The sequence below is a fragment of the Caldichromatium japonicum genome (genome assembly GCF_011290485.1).
GTDB classification, from domain to species: Bacteria; Pseudomonadota; Gammaproteobacteria; order Chromatiales; family Chromatiaceae; genus Thermochromatium; species Thermochromatium japonicum.
Genome location: NZ_CP048029.1, coordinates 1,151,706 through 1,167,392 on the forward strand (window position 1 = coordinate 1,151,706; position 15,687 = coordinate 1,167,392).

At 61.6% G+C, this 15,687-nt stretch carries 16 protein-coding genes; 15 read left to right on the top strand and 1 reads right to left on the bottom strand.

Features of this window, described 5'->3' with window-relative positions:
- The first annotated feature begins 2 nt into the window (after positions 1-2).
- Positions 3-494 (top strand): LPS-assembly lipoprotein LptE, encoded by a 492-nt coding sequence (locus tag GWK36_RS05675; RefSeq protein ID WP_246237796.1) that lies wholly within the window; start codon positions 3-5, stop codon positions 492-494.
- Positions 495-587: 93 nt separating this feature from the next.
- Here the strand turns inward: GWK36_RS05675 and GWK36_RS05680 are convergent, their stop codons facing one another.
- Positions 588-1,391, bottom strand: a complete 804-nt coding sequence (locus GWK36_RS05680) for an inositol monophosphatase family protein (protein WP_166270320.1) — start codon at positions 1,389-1,391, stop codon at positions 588-590.
- 68 nt (positions 1,392-1,459) lie between these two features.
- Here GWK36_RS05680 and GWK36_RS05685 point away from each other — a divergent pair, with 68 nt between their 5' ends.
- The 14 genes from GWK36_RS05685 (at position 1,460) to GWK36_RS05750 (ending at position 15,663) form a co-directional block, all read left to right on the top strand.
- Entirely contained in the window at positions 1,460-2,965 is a 1,506-nt protein-coding gene (locus GWK36_RS05685; protein ID WP_166270321.1) for a mannose-1-phosphate guanylyltransferase/mannose-6-phosphate isomerase, read from the top strand.
- A gap of 192 nt (positions 2,966-3,157) precedes the next feature.
- Positions 3,158-4,249 (top strand): redox-regulated ATPase YchF, encoded by a 1,092-nt coding sequence (ychF, locus tag GWK36_RS05690; RefSeq protein WP_166270322.1) that lies wholly within the window; start codon positions 3,158-3,160, stop codon positions 4,247-4,249.
- Positions 4,250-4,352: 103 nt separating this feature from the next.
- Positions 4,353-6,107, top strand: a complete 1,755-nt coding sequence (gene ilvB, locus GWK36_RS05695) for a biosynthetic-type acetolactate synthase large subunit (RefSeq protein WP_210756867.1) — start codon at positions 4,353-4,355, stop codon at positions 6,105-6,107.
- 39 nt (positions 6,108-6,146) lie between these two features.
- Positions 6,147-6,647 carry an acetolactate synthase small subunit gene (gene ilvN / locus GWK36_RS05700; protein ID WP_166270323.1) on the top strand — a complete coding sequence of 167 codons (501 nt, stop codon included), beginning with the start codon at positions 6,147-6,149 and terminating at the stop codon, positions 6,645-6,647.
- A 109-nt stretch (positions 6,648-6,756) separates the two neighbouring features.
- A complete protein-coding gene (ilvC, locus tag GWK36_RS05705; RefSeq protein WP_210756911.1) occupies positions 6,757-7,773 on the top strand; it encodes a ketol-acid reductoisomerase in 1,017 nt (338 codons plus the stop codon).
- A 145-nt stretch (positions 7,774-7,918) separates the two neighbouring features.
- Positions 7,919-8,341: a tol-pal system-associated acyl-CoA thioesterase gene (ybgC, locus tag GWK36_RS05710; protein ID WP_166270325.1), complete on the top strand. Its 423-nt coding sequence runs from the start codon at positions 7,919-7,921 to the stop codon at positions 8,339-8,341.
- A gap of 92 nt (positions 8,342-8,433) precedes the next feature.
- Positions 8,434-9,108 carry a protein TolQ gene (gene tolQ / locus GWK36_RS05715; protein WP_166270326.1) on the top strand — a complete coding sequence of 225 codons (675 nt, stop codon included), beginning with the start codon at positions 8,434-8,436 and terminating at the stop codon, positions 9,106-9,108.
- An 18-nt stretch (positions 9,109-9,126) separates the two neighbouring features.
- Entirely contained in the window at positions 9,127-9,567 is a 441-nt protein-coding gene (tolR, locus tag GWK36_RS05720; RefSeq protein ID WP_166270327.1) for a protein TolR, read from the top strand.
- Positions 9,564-10,703: a cell envelope integrity protein TolA gene (gene tolA, locus GWK36_RS05725; protein WP_166270328.1), complete on the top strand. Its 1,140-nt coding sequence runs from the start codon at positions 9,564-9,566 to the stop codon at positions 10,701-10,703. The genes tolR and tolA overlap by 4 nt, the downstream gene beginning before the upstream one ends.
- A gap of 46 nt (positions 10,704-10,749) precedes the next feature.
- Complete coding sequence (tolB, locus tag GWK36_RS05730) at positions 10,750-12,111, top strand: Tol-Pal system beta propeller repeat protein TolB (RefSeq protein WP_246237714.1); 1,362 nt, start codon at positions 10,750-10,752, stop codon at positions 12,109-12,111.
- Between the two features lie 157 nt (positions 12,112-12,268).
- Positions 12,269-12,811: a peptidoglycan-associated lipoprotein Pal gene (gene pal / locus GWK36_RS05735; protein WP_166270329.1), complete on the top strand. Its 543-nt coding sequence runs from the start codon at positions 12,269-12,271 to the stop codon at positions 12,809-12,811.
- 180 nt (positions 12,812-12,991) lie between these two features.
- A complete protein-coding gene (locus GWK36_RS05740) occupies positions 12,992-13,498 on the top strand; it encodes a transposase (protein WP_425482780.1) in 507 nt (168 codons plus the stop codon).
- 45 nt (positions 13,499-13,543) lie between these two features.
- Complete coding sequence (ybgF, locus tag GWK36_RS05745; RefSeq protein ID WP_166270330.1) at positions 13,544-14,383, top strand: tol-pal system protein YbgF; 840 nt, start codon at positions 13,544-13,546, stop codon at positions 14,381-14,383.
- Between the two features lie 32 nt (positions 14,384-14,415).
- Positions 14,416-15,663: an HD-GYP domain-containing protein gene (locus GWK36_RS05750; protein ID WP_166270331.1), complete on the top strand. Its 1,248-nt coding sequence runs from the start codon at positions 14,416-14,418 to the stop codon at positions 15,661-15,663.
- Positions 15,664-15,687: the final 24 nt, after the last annotated feature.

The following is a 15,687-nucleotide window of genomic DNA, read 5'->3' on the forward strand; positions in this document are numbered from 1 at the left end:
GCATGCAGCGGCGCGCCTTGCTCGGCAGTCTTGCGACGCTCGGCTTGCTTGGGGGCTGCGGCTTTCGGCTGCGCGGACATCTTGAGGTCCCTCCCGGCTATCGACCAATCTTGATCGAGGCGCCGAGCCACTCGTCTGTCGCCGCGATCATCCGCGACCGGCTGCTGAGCAGTGGGATCGAGGTCACGGGAGACCCGCAAGCGGCGCGCCTGCGGCTGATCCTCTATACAGAACAACGGGATGCGCGCGTCGCTGCGGTCGATCTCAAGGGCAAGACCCTGGCTTGGGATCTTCATTATCTGGTCGATTTTGCAGCGGTGGACGCTGGTGGTGAAACTCACCTGCCGCGCCAGACCCTGGATTTAAGCCGTATCTTCGATAATCCAGACATCGAGGTCCTCGGCAAACAGATCGAGCAAGAGCAGATCTATGCCGACCTTGCCGCCGAGTCTGCGGATCGCATCCTGATGCGTCTGCGGGCGGTGTTGCGTTAGGGGCCGGATAGATTGGTTCACAGCGACGGATGGCGGTATCCAGTCGAGCGAATTGTCTGGATACCGACGTGCGCAGGAATGATGACCAGTCATCTATTCCCAATTGCCGAGGCCCAGACAAGAGAGCCAGTCCTTAAGCAACTCGGCATCGGCCGCTGCCGCGGTCAGACGAGGTGCGAGGCAAGGACTGGGGATGACTCCATTGGCGCTCGGCTGATAGACCGCTGCCCCCGCTTCCTCAGCGATCAGGCGACCTGCGGCATAGTCCCAGAGCTTCTGGCCGCCGTGGAGATATAACTGAAAGCGCCCCGCAGCCAGCCAGCACCATTCGAGCGCCACCGCCCCCAGGTTGCGCTGCGACCCGAAACAGCGATGTTGGATCAACCCTTGGGCCTGGGGTCTTGCAATCCGTTTGAGATCGACCACCGCCACGCAATCCTTGAGCCTGTTGCTGGGTGCAGAGGGGCGGATCGCCTGGCCGTCGATCCAGGCGCCCTGACCGCGTACTGCGCCGAAACATTCATCGCGGATGGGGTCGAGGATCACCCCCAGCATTGTCTCGCCCCCTTCGATCAGGGCAAGTGAGATGGCAAAGACCGGAAAACCGGCGGCATAGTTGGTGGTCCCGTCCAAGGGATCGAGCACCCAGAGCGGGCGGCTGATGTCTGCGAGCAGATCCGACTGCTTAGCACTGGTCATTTCCTCCCCAAGCAAAGAAATCTCAGGGAAATCGCGCGCGAGTTGCTCAGCGAGATAGGTTTGTACGGCGAGATCGGTAGGCGTCATCAGGCTGCCGTCGGCCTTGCGCCGGCCCTGGACACCAGGCCAACTCGGCAGGAGGATGGTCGCTGCGGTTGCGCGCAGCAGGCGGGCGAGGTAGGCAATCTCGGGTCTCATCTCAGGGTCACGCGAGCTCGATATTGGGGATATAATGATAGATCTTGCATGTTACAGCGGAGCCTGATGTGACCCCCCTACAACCTGTCATTCTCTCCGGCGGGGCCGGTACCCGGCTGTGGCCGCTGTCGCGCGAAGCCTATCCCAAGCAGTTCCTGCCTCTGACCAGCCAGCACAGTATGCTGCAAGAGACCGTCCGCCGCCTGGATGGATTGGTCGAGGAGCATCCAGGCTACGAGATCGACTTGCGCGATCCAATTGTGGTGTGCAACGAGAGCCACCGCTTTTTGGTCGCCGAACAGTTGCGGCTGATCAACCGCCGCCCCCAGACCATCGTGCTCGAACCCAAGGGACGCAACACGGCACCTGCCTTAACCCTTGCAACACAGGTTGCATTGCGTACCGGTGAAGACCCGGTACTCCTCGTGATGCCCGCCGATCATTGTATCCGCGATGCCCGCGCCTTTCGGGCTGCGGTTGCCGATGCCTATCGGCTGGCTGCCGAGGGGGCGGTGGTGACCTTTGGGATCGTGCCCTCCAAGCCGGAGACCGGCTATGGGTATATCCGCCGCGGTGCGGCGATCGAGCGCAGCGGTCTTGCAGGCAAGGCCTTTAAGCTCGATGGGTTCGTCGAAAAGCCGGACGCTGAGACCGCCAATGGCTATCTGGCCACAGGGGACTATTTCTGGAACAGCGGTCTCTTCGTCCTGTGCGCCTCCGTCTGGCTTGGGCTCATCGAACGCTTTCGCCCAGACATCGCGCGGGCCACAGCGCAAACGATGGAGGCCTCGAGGCAAAACGGCGAGTTTTTGCGTTTGGATGCCGAGACCTTCGGCGCCTGTCCTGCGGATTCGATCGACTATGCGGTCATGGAGCCCTTGGCGCGGGCGGCGCAAGGCGAGGAGGAGCTACCGCGCCCCATCGTGATGCCCCTGGAGGTTGGCTGGTCGGACGTCGGCGCCTGGTCGGCGCTCTGGGAGGTGCGTGAGCAGGACGAGAGCGGCAATGTGCTCGATGGAGATACCTTCGTCCATCACGCCTGTGACAATCTCTTGATTGCCAAGCACCGCATAGTAGCAGCGATCGGAGTCAAGGACCTCATCATTGTCGAGACTGCAGATGCCGTCCTGGTCGCCAGCAAGGACGCTGCCCAGGACGTCAAGGCAGTGACCCAGTTTCTGCAGAAACAGCAGCGCGGGGAATATATCCAGCATCAATGCGTACACCGGCCCTGGGGCGAGTATGAATCCATCCGCCGCGGGGCGCGCTATCAGGTCAAGCGCCTGACCGTCAAACCGGGCGAATCGCTTTCGCTTCAGATGCATCATCATCGCGCCGAGCATTGGATCGTGGTCTCGGGGACGGCGCGGGTCACTCGGGGCGACGAGACCTTTTTACTCACCGAGAACCAATCGACCTATATCCCCGTCGGGGTCAGGCATCGCTTGGAAAACCCTGGGCGCATCCCGCTCGAGATCATCGAGGTCCAGTCGGGCAGCTATCTCGGCGAGGACGACATCCTCAGGTTCGAAGACCTCTACAATCGCGACCCAAGCGAGCCTGTCCGGGGTTGAAGCAAAGGCCTTGGACCTCAAGCCCGGCTCAGGGGAGGAACAGCAGGGGTGTCGATGGCACTGAGACCATCGTCAAGCCTGCCAGGAGAGATACACGGCGTCCCTGCCTTCCTCACCCGAACCGGTCAGCCCACGAGCTTTACGTATCCTACACCCTTAAACACATTGACCAGTCTATAAGGACAGTAACCGATGGGATTCAAATGCGGTATCGTCGGCCTGCCCAATGTCGGCAAATCGACCCTGTTCAATGCCCTGACCCGCGCGGCCATCGCCGCCGAGAACTACCCCTTTTGCACGATCGACCCCAATGTCGGCGTAGTGCCGATGCCGGACCCCAGGCTGGATGCGATTGCCGCGATCGTCAAGCCGCAGCGGGTGGTCCCCACGACCATGCAGTTCGTCGATATCGCAGGGCTGGTCGCGGGCGCATCCAAGGGCGAGGGCCTGGGTAATCAGTTCTTGGCCCATATCCGCGAGACCGATGCCATCGCCCAGGTGGTACGCTGTTTCGAGGACCCCGATGTGGTGCATGTCGCCGGTCGGGTCGATCCGGCGCGCGACATCGAGGTGATCAACACCGAGCTCGCCTTGGCGGATCTCGAGACGGTCGGTAAGGCCCTTGATCGGGCACAGCGTGCGGCCAAGGGCGGGGACAAACAGGCCATCCGGCGTAAGGAGCTGATCGAGCGGGTCCAGGCAGTGCTCAATCAGGGGCGCCCGGTGCGCGCCCTGGGGCTGGCAGCCCAGGAGCTGGTGGAGCTGCGCGATCTCTTTCTCCTGACCGCCAAACCCATGCTCTATATCGCCAATGTCGCCGAGGAGGGGTTTGCCACCAACCCGTTGCTCGACCAGGTCCAGGCAATCGCCGAGGCAGAAGGGGCGGAGGTCGTGCCGATCTGTGCGGCGATCGAGGCGGAATTGACCGAACTGGACGATGCCGCACGCGCCGAGTTTTTGGCCGAGCTCGGCCTTGCTGAGCCTGGTCTCCATCGCGTCATCCGCGCCGGCTATCGGCTCTTAGGCCTTGAAACCTATTTCACCGCTGGGCCCAAGGAGGTGCGCGCCTGGACCATCCCCGCCCAGACCAAGGCGCCGCAGGCCGCAGGTGCCATCCATTCGGACTTCGAGCGGGGATTCATCCGTGCCGAGGTGATCGGTTATCAGGACTTCATCGCCTATGGCGGGGAGCAGGGGGCGCGCGAGGCGGGTAAATTGCGCGCTGAAGGCAAGGATTATGTCGTCCAGGACGGGGATATCATCCATTTTCGGTTCAACGTCTGACCGAGATCATCCTTGACCAGCTCGGATGGTCCAAGTAGCTTTAAATATTTTAATGCGTGATCCATAGGCCCCAATAAGCCAACGATGTGGGAGGGTCTTGAAGGTGTGCACGACTGAAACACAACCACCATTATTGAGCGGGGCCGAGATCGTCATCCAGGCGCTGATAGACGAAGGCGTGGAGTTCGTCTTTGGCTATCCAGGCGGGGCGGTCCTGCATATCTATGATGCTCTCTTCAAACGCAAAGAGGAGGCGCCGAGACACATCCTCGTCCGCCATGAGCAAGGGGCGGCACATGCGGCAGACGGCTATGCCCGCGCCACCGGTAAGTGCGGGGTCTGTCTGGTCACCTCGGGGCCAGGTGCTACCAATACGGTCACCGGGATCGCGACCGCCTATATGGACTCGATCCCTCTGGTCGTGATCACCGGTCAGGTGCCGACCCCGGTCATCGGCAGCGATGCCTTCCAAGAGGTCGATACAGTCGGCATCACCCGACCCTGTGTCAAGCACAACTTTCTGATCAAGGATGTACGCGACCTGGCGCTCACCATCCGCAAGGCCTTTCATATCGCCACCACTGGGCGTCCCGGGCCGGTGGTGATCGACATCCCCAAGGATGTCACCGACCCGAACGTCAAGATCCCCTATGTCTATCCGCGCGAGATCCGGCTGCGCTCCTACAACCCGGTCGAAAAGGGCCATCCCGGTCAGATCAGAAGGGCTGTCGAGCTGATGCTCCAGGCCCAGCGCCCGATCTTTTATACCGGCGGCGGGGTGGTCCTCGGCAATGGGTCGGAGCAGTTGCGTGCCCTGGTCAAGGAGACCGGATTTCCCATCACCAGCACCTTGATGGGGCTTGGCGCCTATCCGATGAGCGATCCCCAGTTCCTCGGGATGCTGGGGATGCATGGCACCTATGAGGCCAATATGGCCATGCACGAGTGCGACCTGCTGATCGCGGTCGGCGCCCGTTTCGACGACCGGGTCACCGGCAAGCTCGAGCACTTCTGCCCCCATGCCAAGATCATCCATATCGACGTCGATCCCGCCTCGATCGCCAAGAACGTGCGCGTCGATGTGCCGATCGTGGGTCAGGTCGCAAATGTTTTGAGCGACATACTGCGGGTCTATCGTGAGCAGCGCGCCCAGGCGCAGCCGCTCGCCGATTGGTGGGCCAAGATCAATGAGTGGCGGGCGCTTGAGTGTCTCAAATACACCCCTTCGGATCAGGTCATCAAGCCGCAGTTTGCGGTCGAAACCCTGTATCGAGTCACTCAGGGCGATCTGTATCTGACATCGGACGTCGGCCAGCATCAGATGTTTGCCGCTCAGTTCTATCGCTTCGATCAGCCGCGGCGCTGGATCAATTCGGGGGGTCTGGGCACTATGGGCTATGGGCTGCCGGCGGCGATGGGGGTACAACTGGCCTATCCAGACGCCCAGGTGGCCTGTATCTCGGGCGAGGCGAGCATCCTCATGTGCGTCCAAGAACTCGCCACCTGCAAGCAGTATGATCTACCCATCAAGGTGATCCTGCTCAACAATGGCTATATGGGTATGGTGCGCCAGTGGCAGGAGCTCTTTTATGAGAGCCGCTACTCCCATTCCTATGTCGATGCCCTGCCGGACTTCGTGAAACTGGCCGAAAGCTTTGGGCACATCGGGATGCGGGTCGAGCGTCCTGACGAACTGGAGGAGGCGATGCGCTCGGCCTTTGCCAGGCGCGACCGGTTGGTGTTCATGGATGTGATCGTAGACCCGACCGAAAACGTCTATCCCATGATCGCCGCCGGCAAGGGCCAGCACGAGATGCAGCTCTCGCCCCATCATCAAGCCGACCGCGAACTGGCCTAAACGGCCGCCTGCGCAACCGAACCGAGCCGAGATCCATCCATGAGACATATCATCGCCGTGTTGCTGGAAAACGAGGCCGGCGCGCTGTCGCGCGTCTCTGGGCTCTTTTCGGCCCGTGGCTATAACATCGAATCGCTGACCGTCGCCCCGACCGAGGATCCGACCCTCTCGCGCATGACCCTGGTCACCATCGGCAACGACGAGGTCGTCGAGCAGATCAAGAAACAATTGAACAAGCTCATCGATACCGTCAAGCTGGTCGATCTCACTGAAGGCGAGCATATCGAGCGGGAGATGATGATGGTCAAGGTACGCGCCGAGCGCCAGGATCGCGAGGAGCTCAAGCGCCTGGCCGACATCTTTCGCGCCAAGATCATCGATGTGACCGATATCAGCTATGTCATCGAGCTCACCGGGGCTTCGCGTAAGCTCGACGCCTTCATCGATGCCTTGCCCGAGGGATTGATCATCGAAGTCGTCCGCTCGGGGCCGACGGCGATCGCGCGCGGATCTCGGGGACTGACCGTATCTGGCTCCTAGATTCGCCAGTGCCCAACCGCCATCCTGTCAATGGCGGGCTTAGCAAGTCCCCCCATCCCTTCTGCCCAAAAGATTCCATCGAGTAGCTTTTAAGGACCATCCCATGACCATCCAGGTGTATTACGACAAAGACGCTGACCTCTCCCTGATCCAGGGCAAGCGGGTCACTATCATCGGCTATGGCTCGCAGGGCCATGCCCATGCCAATAATCTCAAGGACTCCGGCGTGTCCGTCACGGTGGCCCTGCGGCCGGGATCGACCTCGGCAATCAAGGCGACCAACGCTGGACTCACCGTCAAATCTATCCCCGAGGCCGTGGCCGAGGCCGATGTAGTCATGGTCCTGGCGCCGGATGAGCATCAGGCCGCGCTCTATCGCGACCAGATTGCGCCAAATATCAAACAGGGCGCGGCGCTTGCCTTTGCGCATGGTTTCAATATCCACTTTGGCCAGATCGTCCCGCGCGAGGACCTGGATGTGATCATGATCGCCCCCAAGGGCCCGGGGCATCTGGTGCGCTCGACCTATGTCCAGGGCGGCGGCGTACCCTCGCTGATCGCCGTCTATCAGGACGCCACCGGGCAGGCGCGTGAGATCGCGTTCGCCTATGCCGCAGCCAATGGCGGCGGGCGTGCGGGGATCATCGAGACGACCTTCCGCGAGGAGTGCGAGACTGACCTTTTCGGCGAACAGGTGGTGCTGTGTGGGGGGCTTACCGCCCTCATCCAGGCCGGATTCGAGACCCTGGTCGAGGCCGGCTATGCGCCCGAGATGGCCTATTTCGAATGCCTGCATGAGGTCAAGCTGATCGTGGACCTCATCTATGAAGGCGGTATCGCCAATATGCGCTATTCGATCTCCAATACCGCTGAATACGGCGACTTCACCCGCGGCCCGCGCATCATCAATGAACAGACCCGTGCCGAGATGCGTCGTATCCTCGCCGAGATCCAGAGCGGTCAATTTGCGCGCGAGTTCATCGCCGAAAACCAGGCCGGTGCGCCGGTGCTCAAGGCGATGCGCCGCCTTGGCGCCCAGCATCCCATTGAGCAGGTGGGTGAGCGCCTGCGCGAGATGATGCCCTGGATTCGCGAAAAGAAATTGGTCGATCGCAGCCGCAATTAGCCGTCTTCCCCTTGGCCTGGAGGCAAAGGGGAAAGAGATCGACCTCAGGGCGCTTCTCAGGGAGCGGGGAAGACGTCCGCATGATTGCGGCAGGGGCTGGATGCGCTTCCGTCCCCCGCTTCCCCGCCAACGGAGAAACGATCGTATGTCCAACCCGCCGCTCACCGAAGCGCGCTATTTCGACTGGCCGGTGCGCGTTTATTATGAAGACACAGACGCCGCCGGGGTGGTCTTCTATGCCAATTATCTGCGTTTTATGGAACGTGGGCGTACCGAGTGGCTGCGCGCACTGGGGTTTGAGCAGGATGTGCTGCGCGAACAAGAGGGCGTGCTTTTTGCTGTCACGGCGGTCGAACTGCGCTATCTGACCCCGGCCCGTTTCAATGGCCTGCTCACTGTGCGCTCGCGGGTGATCCAGAAGGGTGGCGCCAGCCTGGGGTTCGAACAGCAGATCATCCGCTGCACCGATCAGTCGCTGTGTTGTACGGGGCAGGTCAAGGTCGCCTGTCTCGATGCTGTGAGCTTACGCCCGCGCCGGCTGCCTGCGCGCCTGTTGGCCGCGCTCTAAAGTAAGCTGCGCGTCTTGGCTAACTGTGGCAGCTGCCTTAGACAATCCCCGCCTTTAGGCGGTTAGATGCCCAGATGTAAAGCGAAATAGCAATGAACGCCGAACTCTCACTCATTGCCTTGGTCCTCAATGCCAGCCTGGTCGTTCAAGCGGTGTTGGTGCTGCTCATCGCCGCATCCATCATTTCCTGGACCCTGATCCTGGATCGCGCCCGCGTGCTGGGACGCGCCCGCCGTCTGGCGGAGCGTTTCGAGGCGCGATTCTGGTCCGGCGACGACCTATCAGTGCTGTATAAGGAGCTCAGCCAGGACAAGCGGGGACAGCAGGGCTTGATTGCGATCTTTCGCGCTGGCTTCAAGGACTTTGTGCGTCTGCGCAAGGCTGAAGATGCCGACCTGCTGACGATACTCGGCGGGACCGAGCGCGCCATGCGGGCGGCCTTAAGCCGCGAGATAGATCGGTTAGAGGCCCATCTGCCGCTGCTGGCCACCATCGGCTCGGTGAGCCCTTATGTGGGGCTATTCGGCACCGTCTGGGGGATCATGCAATCGTTCCATGCCCTGGGCAGGATGGAGCAGGCAACCCTGGCTGCGGTCGCCCCTGGGATCGCCGAGGCCCTGGTCGCCACCGCGATCGGCCTCTTCGCCGCCATCCCTGCGGTCGTCGCCTATAACCGCTATGCCGACCAGGTCGAGCGGCTTTACAACCGCTATGAGACCTTCGTCGAGGAATTCATGAACCTGCTCCAACGTCAAGGTCGGGGCTAGGTGAAGGGAGAACTAGCCATGATCCGCCGTCGCCGCAACCGCCGGCCACTGATGGCCGAGATCAATGTCGTGCCCTATATCGATGTCATGCTGGTGTTGTTGGTCATCTTCATGGTGACTGCGCCGCTCATCACCACAGGCGTCAAGGTAGATCTGCCGCGGGTTGCTACCGGTCCGCTCACCGGTTCGCAGACGGAAGCGGTGGTGATCAGCATCGATCGCGCGGGCGATTATTATCTGGACATCGGCGAGGACCGGGGTCAGCCGACAAGCGAGGAGATGCTCTATGACCGGCTACGGGTCGTCTTGGGCTACCGTCCAGGAACGCCCGTCCTGGTGCGCGGCGATGCTGGGGTCAACTATGGCCGCGTGGTGCGGGCCATGTCCATTGCCCAGCAGGCCGGTGCTGCCGAGATCGGCTTGATCACCATGCCGCCACATGATCCTGAAAACCCATGATCTGGGAGAGCTTGCGCGTCGATCGCTGGGCCTTTTATGGCTCGCTCGCGCTGCATCTGATCTTGCTGCTCGTACTGTTGATCGGCGCAGATCCCTTTAAGGCTACCGCCGAGCGCGGACTGCGCCCGATCCAGGCGCGTCTGGTCGCCGAGCCGTCAGTGTCTTCCAGCGCCCAGCTGGCCCCCTTGCCTGCGCCGGAGACCCCACAGGGGAGGGGGGGGCACGAGGCCGAACCCGCACCTCTAGCGCTGCCCGAGACGGTTCAGCAACAGGTCCAGCCGGCGCCTATGCCCGAAGCAGAGATGCCCCAGCAGCAGGATGGCACCGAGGTTGAACATCAGCGGTCGCAGGCCGAGGCCGAGCGCCTTCAGGCCGAAGAGTCGCGCCGAAAGCAGGCCGAAGAACAGCGCCGTGAGGCCGAACGCCGCCGTCAAGAAGCCGAGGCCCAAGCGCGGCGTCAGGCCGAGGTCGAACGGCAACGCGCCGAGCAACAAGCCCGCGAAGAACGCGCCCTGCAGCAGGCCGAGGCAGAACGTGCCACTCGCGAACGGGCCGAGGCTGAGCACCGTCGGCAGGCCGAAGAGACACGTCGCCGACAGGCTGAGGCCGAGCGCAAAAGATTACAAGAAGAAGCTGAGCGTCTGGCTGCCGCGGAGCAGGCACGCCTGGAGGCCGAGGACCAGGCCCGCCAACGCCAGATCGCCGAGGAGTCTGAACGACTCGCCCAGATCGAGGAGCAACGGCTTGCCGAAGAGATGCAGCAGTTGGCCGAACGGCAGGTCGAGCTGCCGCGTTCCAGCACTCAGGCAAGGGGAGGGCAGGCAGCGGAGGCACCCTTAGATCAAACGTTGCGCGAATCGGAGCGCTATATCTCGATCATCCAGAGACGGGTACGTCAGTTTTGGGCCCGACCAGCAGGGAGCAGCGGGGGCCTATCGGCCGTGGTGCGGGTGCGCCTACTGCCAAGCGGTGAGGTGATCCAGGGCAGCGTCGAGCTCATCAAGAGCAGCGGTCATACAGCCTTTGACCAATCGGTGATCGCTGCGGTCTATCGGGCCTCACCCCTGCCGGTGCCGTCAGGCGCGCCCTTTGAGCCATTTCGCGAGTTTGATTTCACCTTCCGCCCCGACCGCTGAGCTGGAGGGCGTGTATGATGTGACCATCTTAGGGGATTCAGGATTTATGAGACGCCTTGCTGTCATGTTCGGGACCCGCAGATCAGGCCCTGTTGTCCGCCTGACGATCCTGGCGGTTTTATATCTCTATCTGCTGCCTGGCTGGGCCCAACAGCGGCTCAATATCGAGATCACCGGTGGGACGGAAACCGCCCAGCCGATTGCGATCATCCCTTTCGGGACATCTGCGACCCAATCGTTGCCGGTTGATCCAGCCGCGATCATCGCCGCTGACCTGGCGCGTACCGGACGCTTCAGGCCCATGGCGACCCGCGACATGCTGGATCGTCCGACGCGGCGCGAAGAGATCGATTTCCGTGACTGGAGCCTGCTGGGGATGAACAATCTGGTCATCGGCCAGGTTGTACCCGAGGGCGCTGGCTATCGGGTCAGTTTCGCGTTGTTCGATGTCTTTCGCGCCGCTGAGCTGGCCAATGGCACCCTGACCAGCACCGCTACTGGTCTGCGCCAGACCGCACACCGCATCGCCGATGAGATCTATGAACGGCTCACCGGTCAACCAGGGGTGGCCGCGACGCGGATCGCCTATGTGAGCACGACAGGTAGCGGCGATGCGCTTCAGGTCAGCCTGCGGGTGGCCGACGCCGATGGCCATAACCCTCAGACCATTGTCTCCTCGGCTGAGCCGATCCTCTCGCCGGCCTGGTCGCCAGATGGCCAACGCCTGGCCTATGTCTCGTTTGAGAATCAGCGACCGGCCATCTATATCCAAGAGCTCGCCTCGGGACGGCGCGAACTGGTCGCCAGTTTCCCAGGGATCAACGGCTCGCCGGCCTTCTCGCCCGATGGTGGGCGGCTGGCGCTGACCCTCTCAAAGGATGGCAACCCAGAGATCTATGTCCTGGATCTGGCCAGCCGCCAGCTTAAACGCCTGACTGATCATTATGCGATCGATACCGAGCCGGCCTGGTCACCTGATGGCCAATGGATCCTCTTTACCTCCGATCGGGGCGGTGGCCCGCAGATCTATCGCATGCCGACCGCTGGCGGGGCGGCCGAGCGATTGAGCCGCGAGGGGGACTACAATGGACGTGCCTCCTATGCCCCAGATGGCCGCTCGATCGTCATGGTGACTCGGGTCAATGGGGCCTTCCGGATCGCCTTATTAGACCTCACCCAGGGCACCACCCGTTTGCTTAGCCGCGGCGACCTGGACGAATCGCCGAGCTTTGCCCCCAACGGGGCGATGGTGATCTATGCCACCATCCACCAAGGTCGCGGGGTCTTGGCCACTGCCGCGGTGACAGGCGGGGTGAGCCAACGCCTGAGCCAGAACAGCGGTGAGGTCCGCGATCCGGCCTGGTCGCCGCTCGCCTGGGGAGGTCGGGCATGGCGCCCTCGACCCTGAGTCAGGATGTTTCTCAAAGACAACAAAAAAACCACCGCTGAGCGCTGGCAATCCGACCGCCTTGCCCACATCTTCGATCAGGCAATCGATGTTGCCTGGGCTTGGCGGTTGAGCGCTGCAATCCGCTCCACTGCTGGCTTACATAGGAAGATCAAGCATGTCTCTCTCAGACGCGCGCTACCGCTTGCCTTTGTTCCTCATCCTGACAAGCACCCTGGTTATGGGCTGCGCCTCGACTTCCAAGCCGAATGCGAGTGAAGGTCAAAGCGCCACCAGCACCTCTCCTCCGGCTGGATGGCAGTCCGCCACCCGGCCCCTGGGCAGCGAGCGTCCAGGGGCCTTGCGCCCTTGGGAGGACCCGTCTAGCCCTCTCTATGAGCGCACCATCTATTTCGACTATGACACCGCCCAGATCAAGCCCGAATATGTGAATCTGATCCGTAGCCATGCCCGCTATCTCGGTGATCATCCCGATCTGCGGGTGACCCTGGAGGGCCATACCGACGAACGTGGGACGCGTGAATACAACCTGGCGCTTGGCGACCGACGCGCCGAGGCGGTGCACCAATTCATGCTCTCCGAAGGGGTTCGGCCCAAGCAGCTTGCAACCCTCAGCTATGGAGAGGAGCGTCCCTCCGATCCAGGGCATACGGAACAGTCCTGGCGTCTCAATCGCCGAGTCTTCATCCAATACTATTGATAAGAAACACATGCTTTTGAAATTGAGTGAGCTGTCCTGATGTCGTGGGCATGGAAAGACGAGACATGAGATTGCTGCCGTTTGCGGCGCGCGAAGAGCGGCGGCGTGGCTGGAGGTATGAAGCGATAGGCGCGCAGAGGGGATTGTTGGGCGCAGGGGTGTTCGACATCTGCAAACGCTATGGGCGCGAAGGGGCCCAAGGGCTCAAGGACGAGAAGCGGGCGCTCTTATGCGCCGGCGATCAAGACGCCCGAGATTCGCGTCACGCACCGTCGCGAAGGCCTGTCGGTGATCTCGACGCTGACCAACCGCGGCAAGGTGCGTCGGAAGGTGTTCGCGGGGGCGATGAACGCCGACATCCTGATCGACTTCATGAAGCGGCTCGTCAAGGACGCCAGGGGCAAGAAGATCTTCCTCATCCTCGACAACCTGCGCGTGCATCACACCAAGCCAGTCAAGGCGTGGCTGGCTGCATGCGCCAATCAAATCGAGGCCTCCTCCCTCCCCCCCTACAGCCCAGCACTGAACCCCAACGAGATGCTCAAGGCCACCATCACCGCGCAGGCGCCCTCCCGCGCCAAGGGCGATCTGAAGAAGGCGACCGTCAGCCACCTGCGCCGCCTTCTCAATTCCCCCCAACGCATCATGCGCTACTTCCAGCATCCCAAGCTCCATGATGCCGCGTAATAGTAATATAAGTTCATTGGTTTCGGATCAAAAAGGTAAACAGCGATGAATGGCTTGCTTCGCCTGTCGGCCTTGATCCTGGGAGGCATGGGTATCATGCAAGGTCCGTCCCGTGTCTGGGCCGCCGAACCTGAGATCGAGGCGCGGCTCGGGCGTTTGGAACGGATCATCGAGAATCAAAGCGGCGCAGAGCTCTTGCTCCAGATGCAGCAGCTACAGGGCGAGATGCAGGCGCTGCGCGGAATGGTCGAACAGCAAGGCATCGAGATCGAGCGGCTCAAGCGCCAGCAGCGCGATCAATTCCTGGATCTAAATGCCCCCCGTTTGCAGTCGGGCGCGCGTGCGCCCCAGACTCCCAATACGCCGTCAGATCCTAGCGCCGATAAGGGTGACCAGCCAGCACCTAGCATCGCTCCCGAACCGGCAGTCCTCCCGGTTGAACCGGCTGCCCCCAATCCGAGCGGTATCCCTGCCTTGCCTCAGCCGGAAACCGCCCAGGGCGACGAACGCGCGCTCTATACCCAGGCGTTTAACCAATTCAAGGAACGCCGCTATCCAGAGGCCAAGGCCGCCCTTGCCGAATATCTGCGCCGCTATCCCCAGGGCAGCTATGCCGATGGCGCCCGTTATTGGCTGGCCGAAACCGAGTATGCGCTGCGCGACTATCCCGCCGCCCTGGCTGAATATGAACGCCTGATCCAGCAATACCCAGCGAGCACAAAGGCGCCGGGTGCCTTGCTCAAGATCGGGCTGATCCATGATGAGCAGCGCCAACCCGAACAGGCGCGGTCCGTCCTGGAACGGCTGATCCGCGATTACCCCAACGCCCCTGAGGCCAAACTGGCGCGCGACCGCTTGCAGCGCGCGGCTCGTAGCGGTCGCTAGGGCCTTCGTGTGAGTGATGACTAAGACCGAAGATGACCGAACTATTGCCATCCATTAGTGTCGATAAGCTGCGGGTCGGGCTCTATATCCATCTTGATCTGAACTGGATCCAGCACCCTTTTCTCCTGAGTCACTTCAAGATCGAGTCCGAGAGGCAGATCGAGGCGATTCGCGACCTCGGCCTCAAGGAGGTGCGCTGGTCACCTGAGCTGAGCGATCCAGAGCCGACCAGCGGCGCCACAAAAAGGCTATCGGCTGGCCCCGTGGCCGCTGCCTCCACCCACCTGCCTGCGCGTGTGCTTACAGATGATGAGCTCAGCCTGTTGCGTTGCGAGCGCAAGTTTGCCGAAGCGGCCCAATCGCTGCGCGAGATCTTCAAGATCGTCCTTACCCAGCCGCAGCAAGCACGCGAACAGGCCGAACAGCTCACCTATAAACTGCTCGGTGAATTGGCGGATCATAGCGAATTCTATATCCGTCTGCTCCCGGAACAGGCTGGCGATCACTCGGCACTACATGGGATCAATGTCGCGACCATCACCTTATTGCTCAGCCAGCGCTTGGGTCTCGATCAGGATGCTCGGAAGCGACTGACCCTGGCGGCGCTGGCGCATGACATCGGCAAGGTAAAATTGCCCGAACGTCTGCGCTGGTATAGCAGTGATTTCAATGGCTCTGAGTGTAAGCTCTTCCAGCAGCATGTCGAATACGGGGTAGCTCTGGCCGAAAGCATGGGCCTGGATGCACAGATCTGCACCTTAATCGCCCAGCATCATGAGTATGTAGATGGTTCAGGTTTTCCACGCGGGCTCAAGAGCGAGGAGATCAGCCGCGATGCCCGCATCCTGTCGCTGGTCAATCAGTATGACAAACTGTGCAATCCGAACAATCCGGTCGAGGCAGTGACCCCGCATCAGGCGCTGGCGCTGATGTTCGCCCAGTCGCGCTCTAAGTTTGATCCTCAGATCCTATCGGTCTTTATCCGGATGCTGGGGGTCTACCCGCCGGGCTCGGTTGTGCTCCTGAGCAATGGTCGCCATGCCCTGGTGGTCTCGGTCAATGCCGCGCGCCCACTCAAGCCGCGGGTGTTGATCCATAAGCCCTGGATACCGCGCGAGGCAGCGCAGGTAACCGATCTGGAGGAGCGCCCAGATCTCAGTATCCGCCAAAGCCTAAAACCTACCCAACTACCGCGGGCAGCGTTCCAATATCTCCTGCCCCGTCAGCGGATCTGCTATTTCTTTGAGCGCGCGTGTGCGATCGACGACCGATCCTCCTAGATATTCTCACGTAATCACCTCAAT

Coding starts and splice junctions, on each gene's coding strand:
- GWK36_RS05675 (WP_246237796.1), top strand. CDS start 3: ATGCAGCGGCGCGCCTTGCTCGGCAGTCTTGCGACGCTCGGCTTGCTT.
- GWK36_RS05680 (WP_166270320.1), bottom strand. CDS start 1,391: ATGAGACCCGAGATTGCCTACCTCGCCCGCCTGCTGCGCGCAACCGCA.
- ychF (WP_166270322.1), top strand. CDS start 3,158: ATGGGATTCAAATGCGGTATCGTCGGCCTGCCCAATGTCGGCAAATCG.
- ilvN (WP_166270323.1), top strand. CDS start 6,147: ATGAGACATATCATCGCCGTGTTGCTGGAAAACGAGGCCGGCGCGCTG.
- ybgC (WP_166270325.1), top strand. CDS start 7,919: ATGTCCAACCCGCCGCTCACCGAAGCGCGCTATTTCGACTGGCCGGTG.
- tolQ (WP_166270326.1), top strand. CDS start 8,434: ATGAACGCCGAACTCTCACTCATTGCCTTGGTCCTCAATGCCAGCCTG.
- tolR (WP_166270327.1), top strand. CDS start 9,127: ATGATCCGCCGTCGCCGCAACCGCCGGCCACTGATGGCCGAGATCAAT.
- tolA (WP_166270328.1), top strand. CDS start 9,564: ATGATCTGGGAGAGCTTGCGCGTCGATCGCTGGGCCTTTTATGGCTCG.
- tolB (WP_246237714.1), top strand. CDS start 10,750: ATGAGACGCCTTGCTGTCATGTTCGGGACCCGCAGATCAGGCCCTGTT.
- pal (WP_166270329.1), top strand. CDS start 12,269: ATGTCTCTCTCAGACGCGCGCTACCGCTTGCCTTTGTTCCTCATCCTG.
- GWK36_RS05740 (WP_425482780.1), top strand. CDS start 12,992: ATGGGCGCGAAGGGGCCCAAGGGCTCAAGGACGAGAAGCGGGCGCTCT.
- ybgF (WP_166270330.1), top strand. CDS start 13,544: ATGAATGGCTTGCTTCGCCTGTCGGCCTTGATCCTGGGAGGCATGGGT.
- GWK36_RS05750 (WP_166270331.1), top strand. CDS start 14,416: ATGACCGAACTATTGCCATCCATTAGTGTCGATAAGCTGCGGGTCGGG.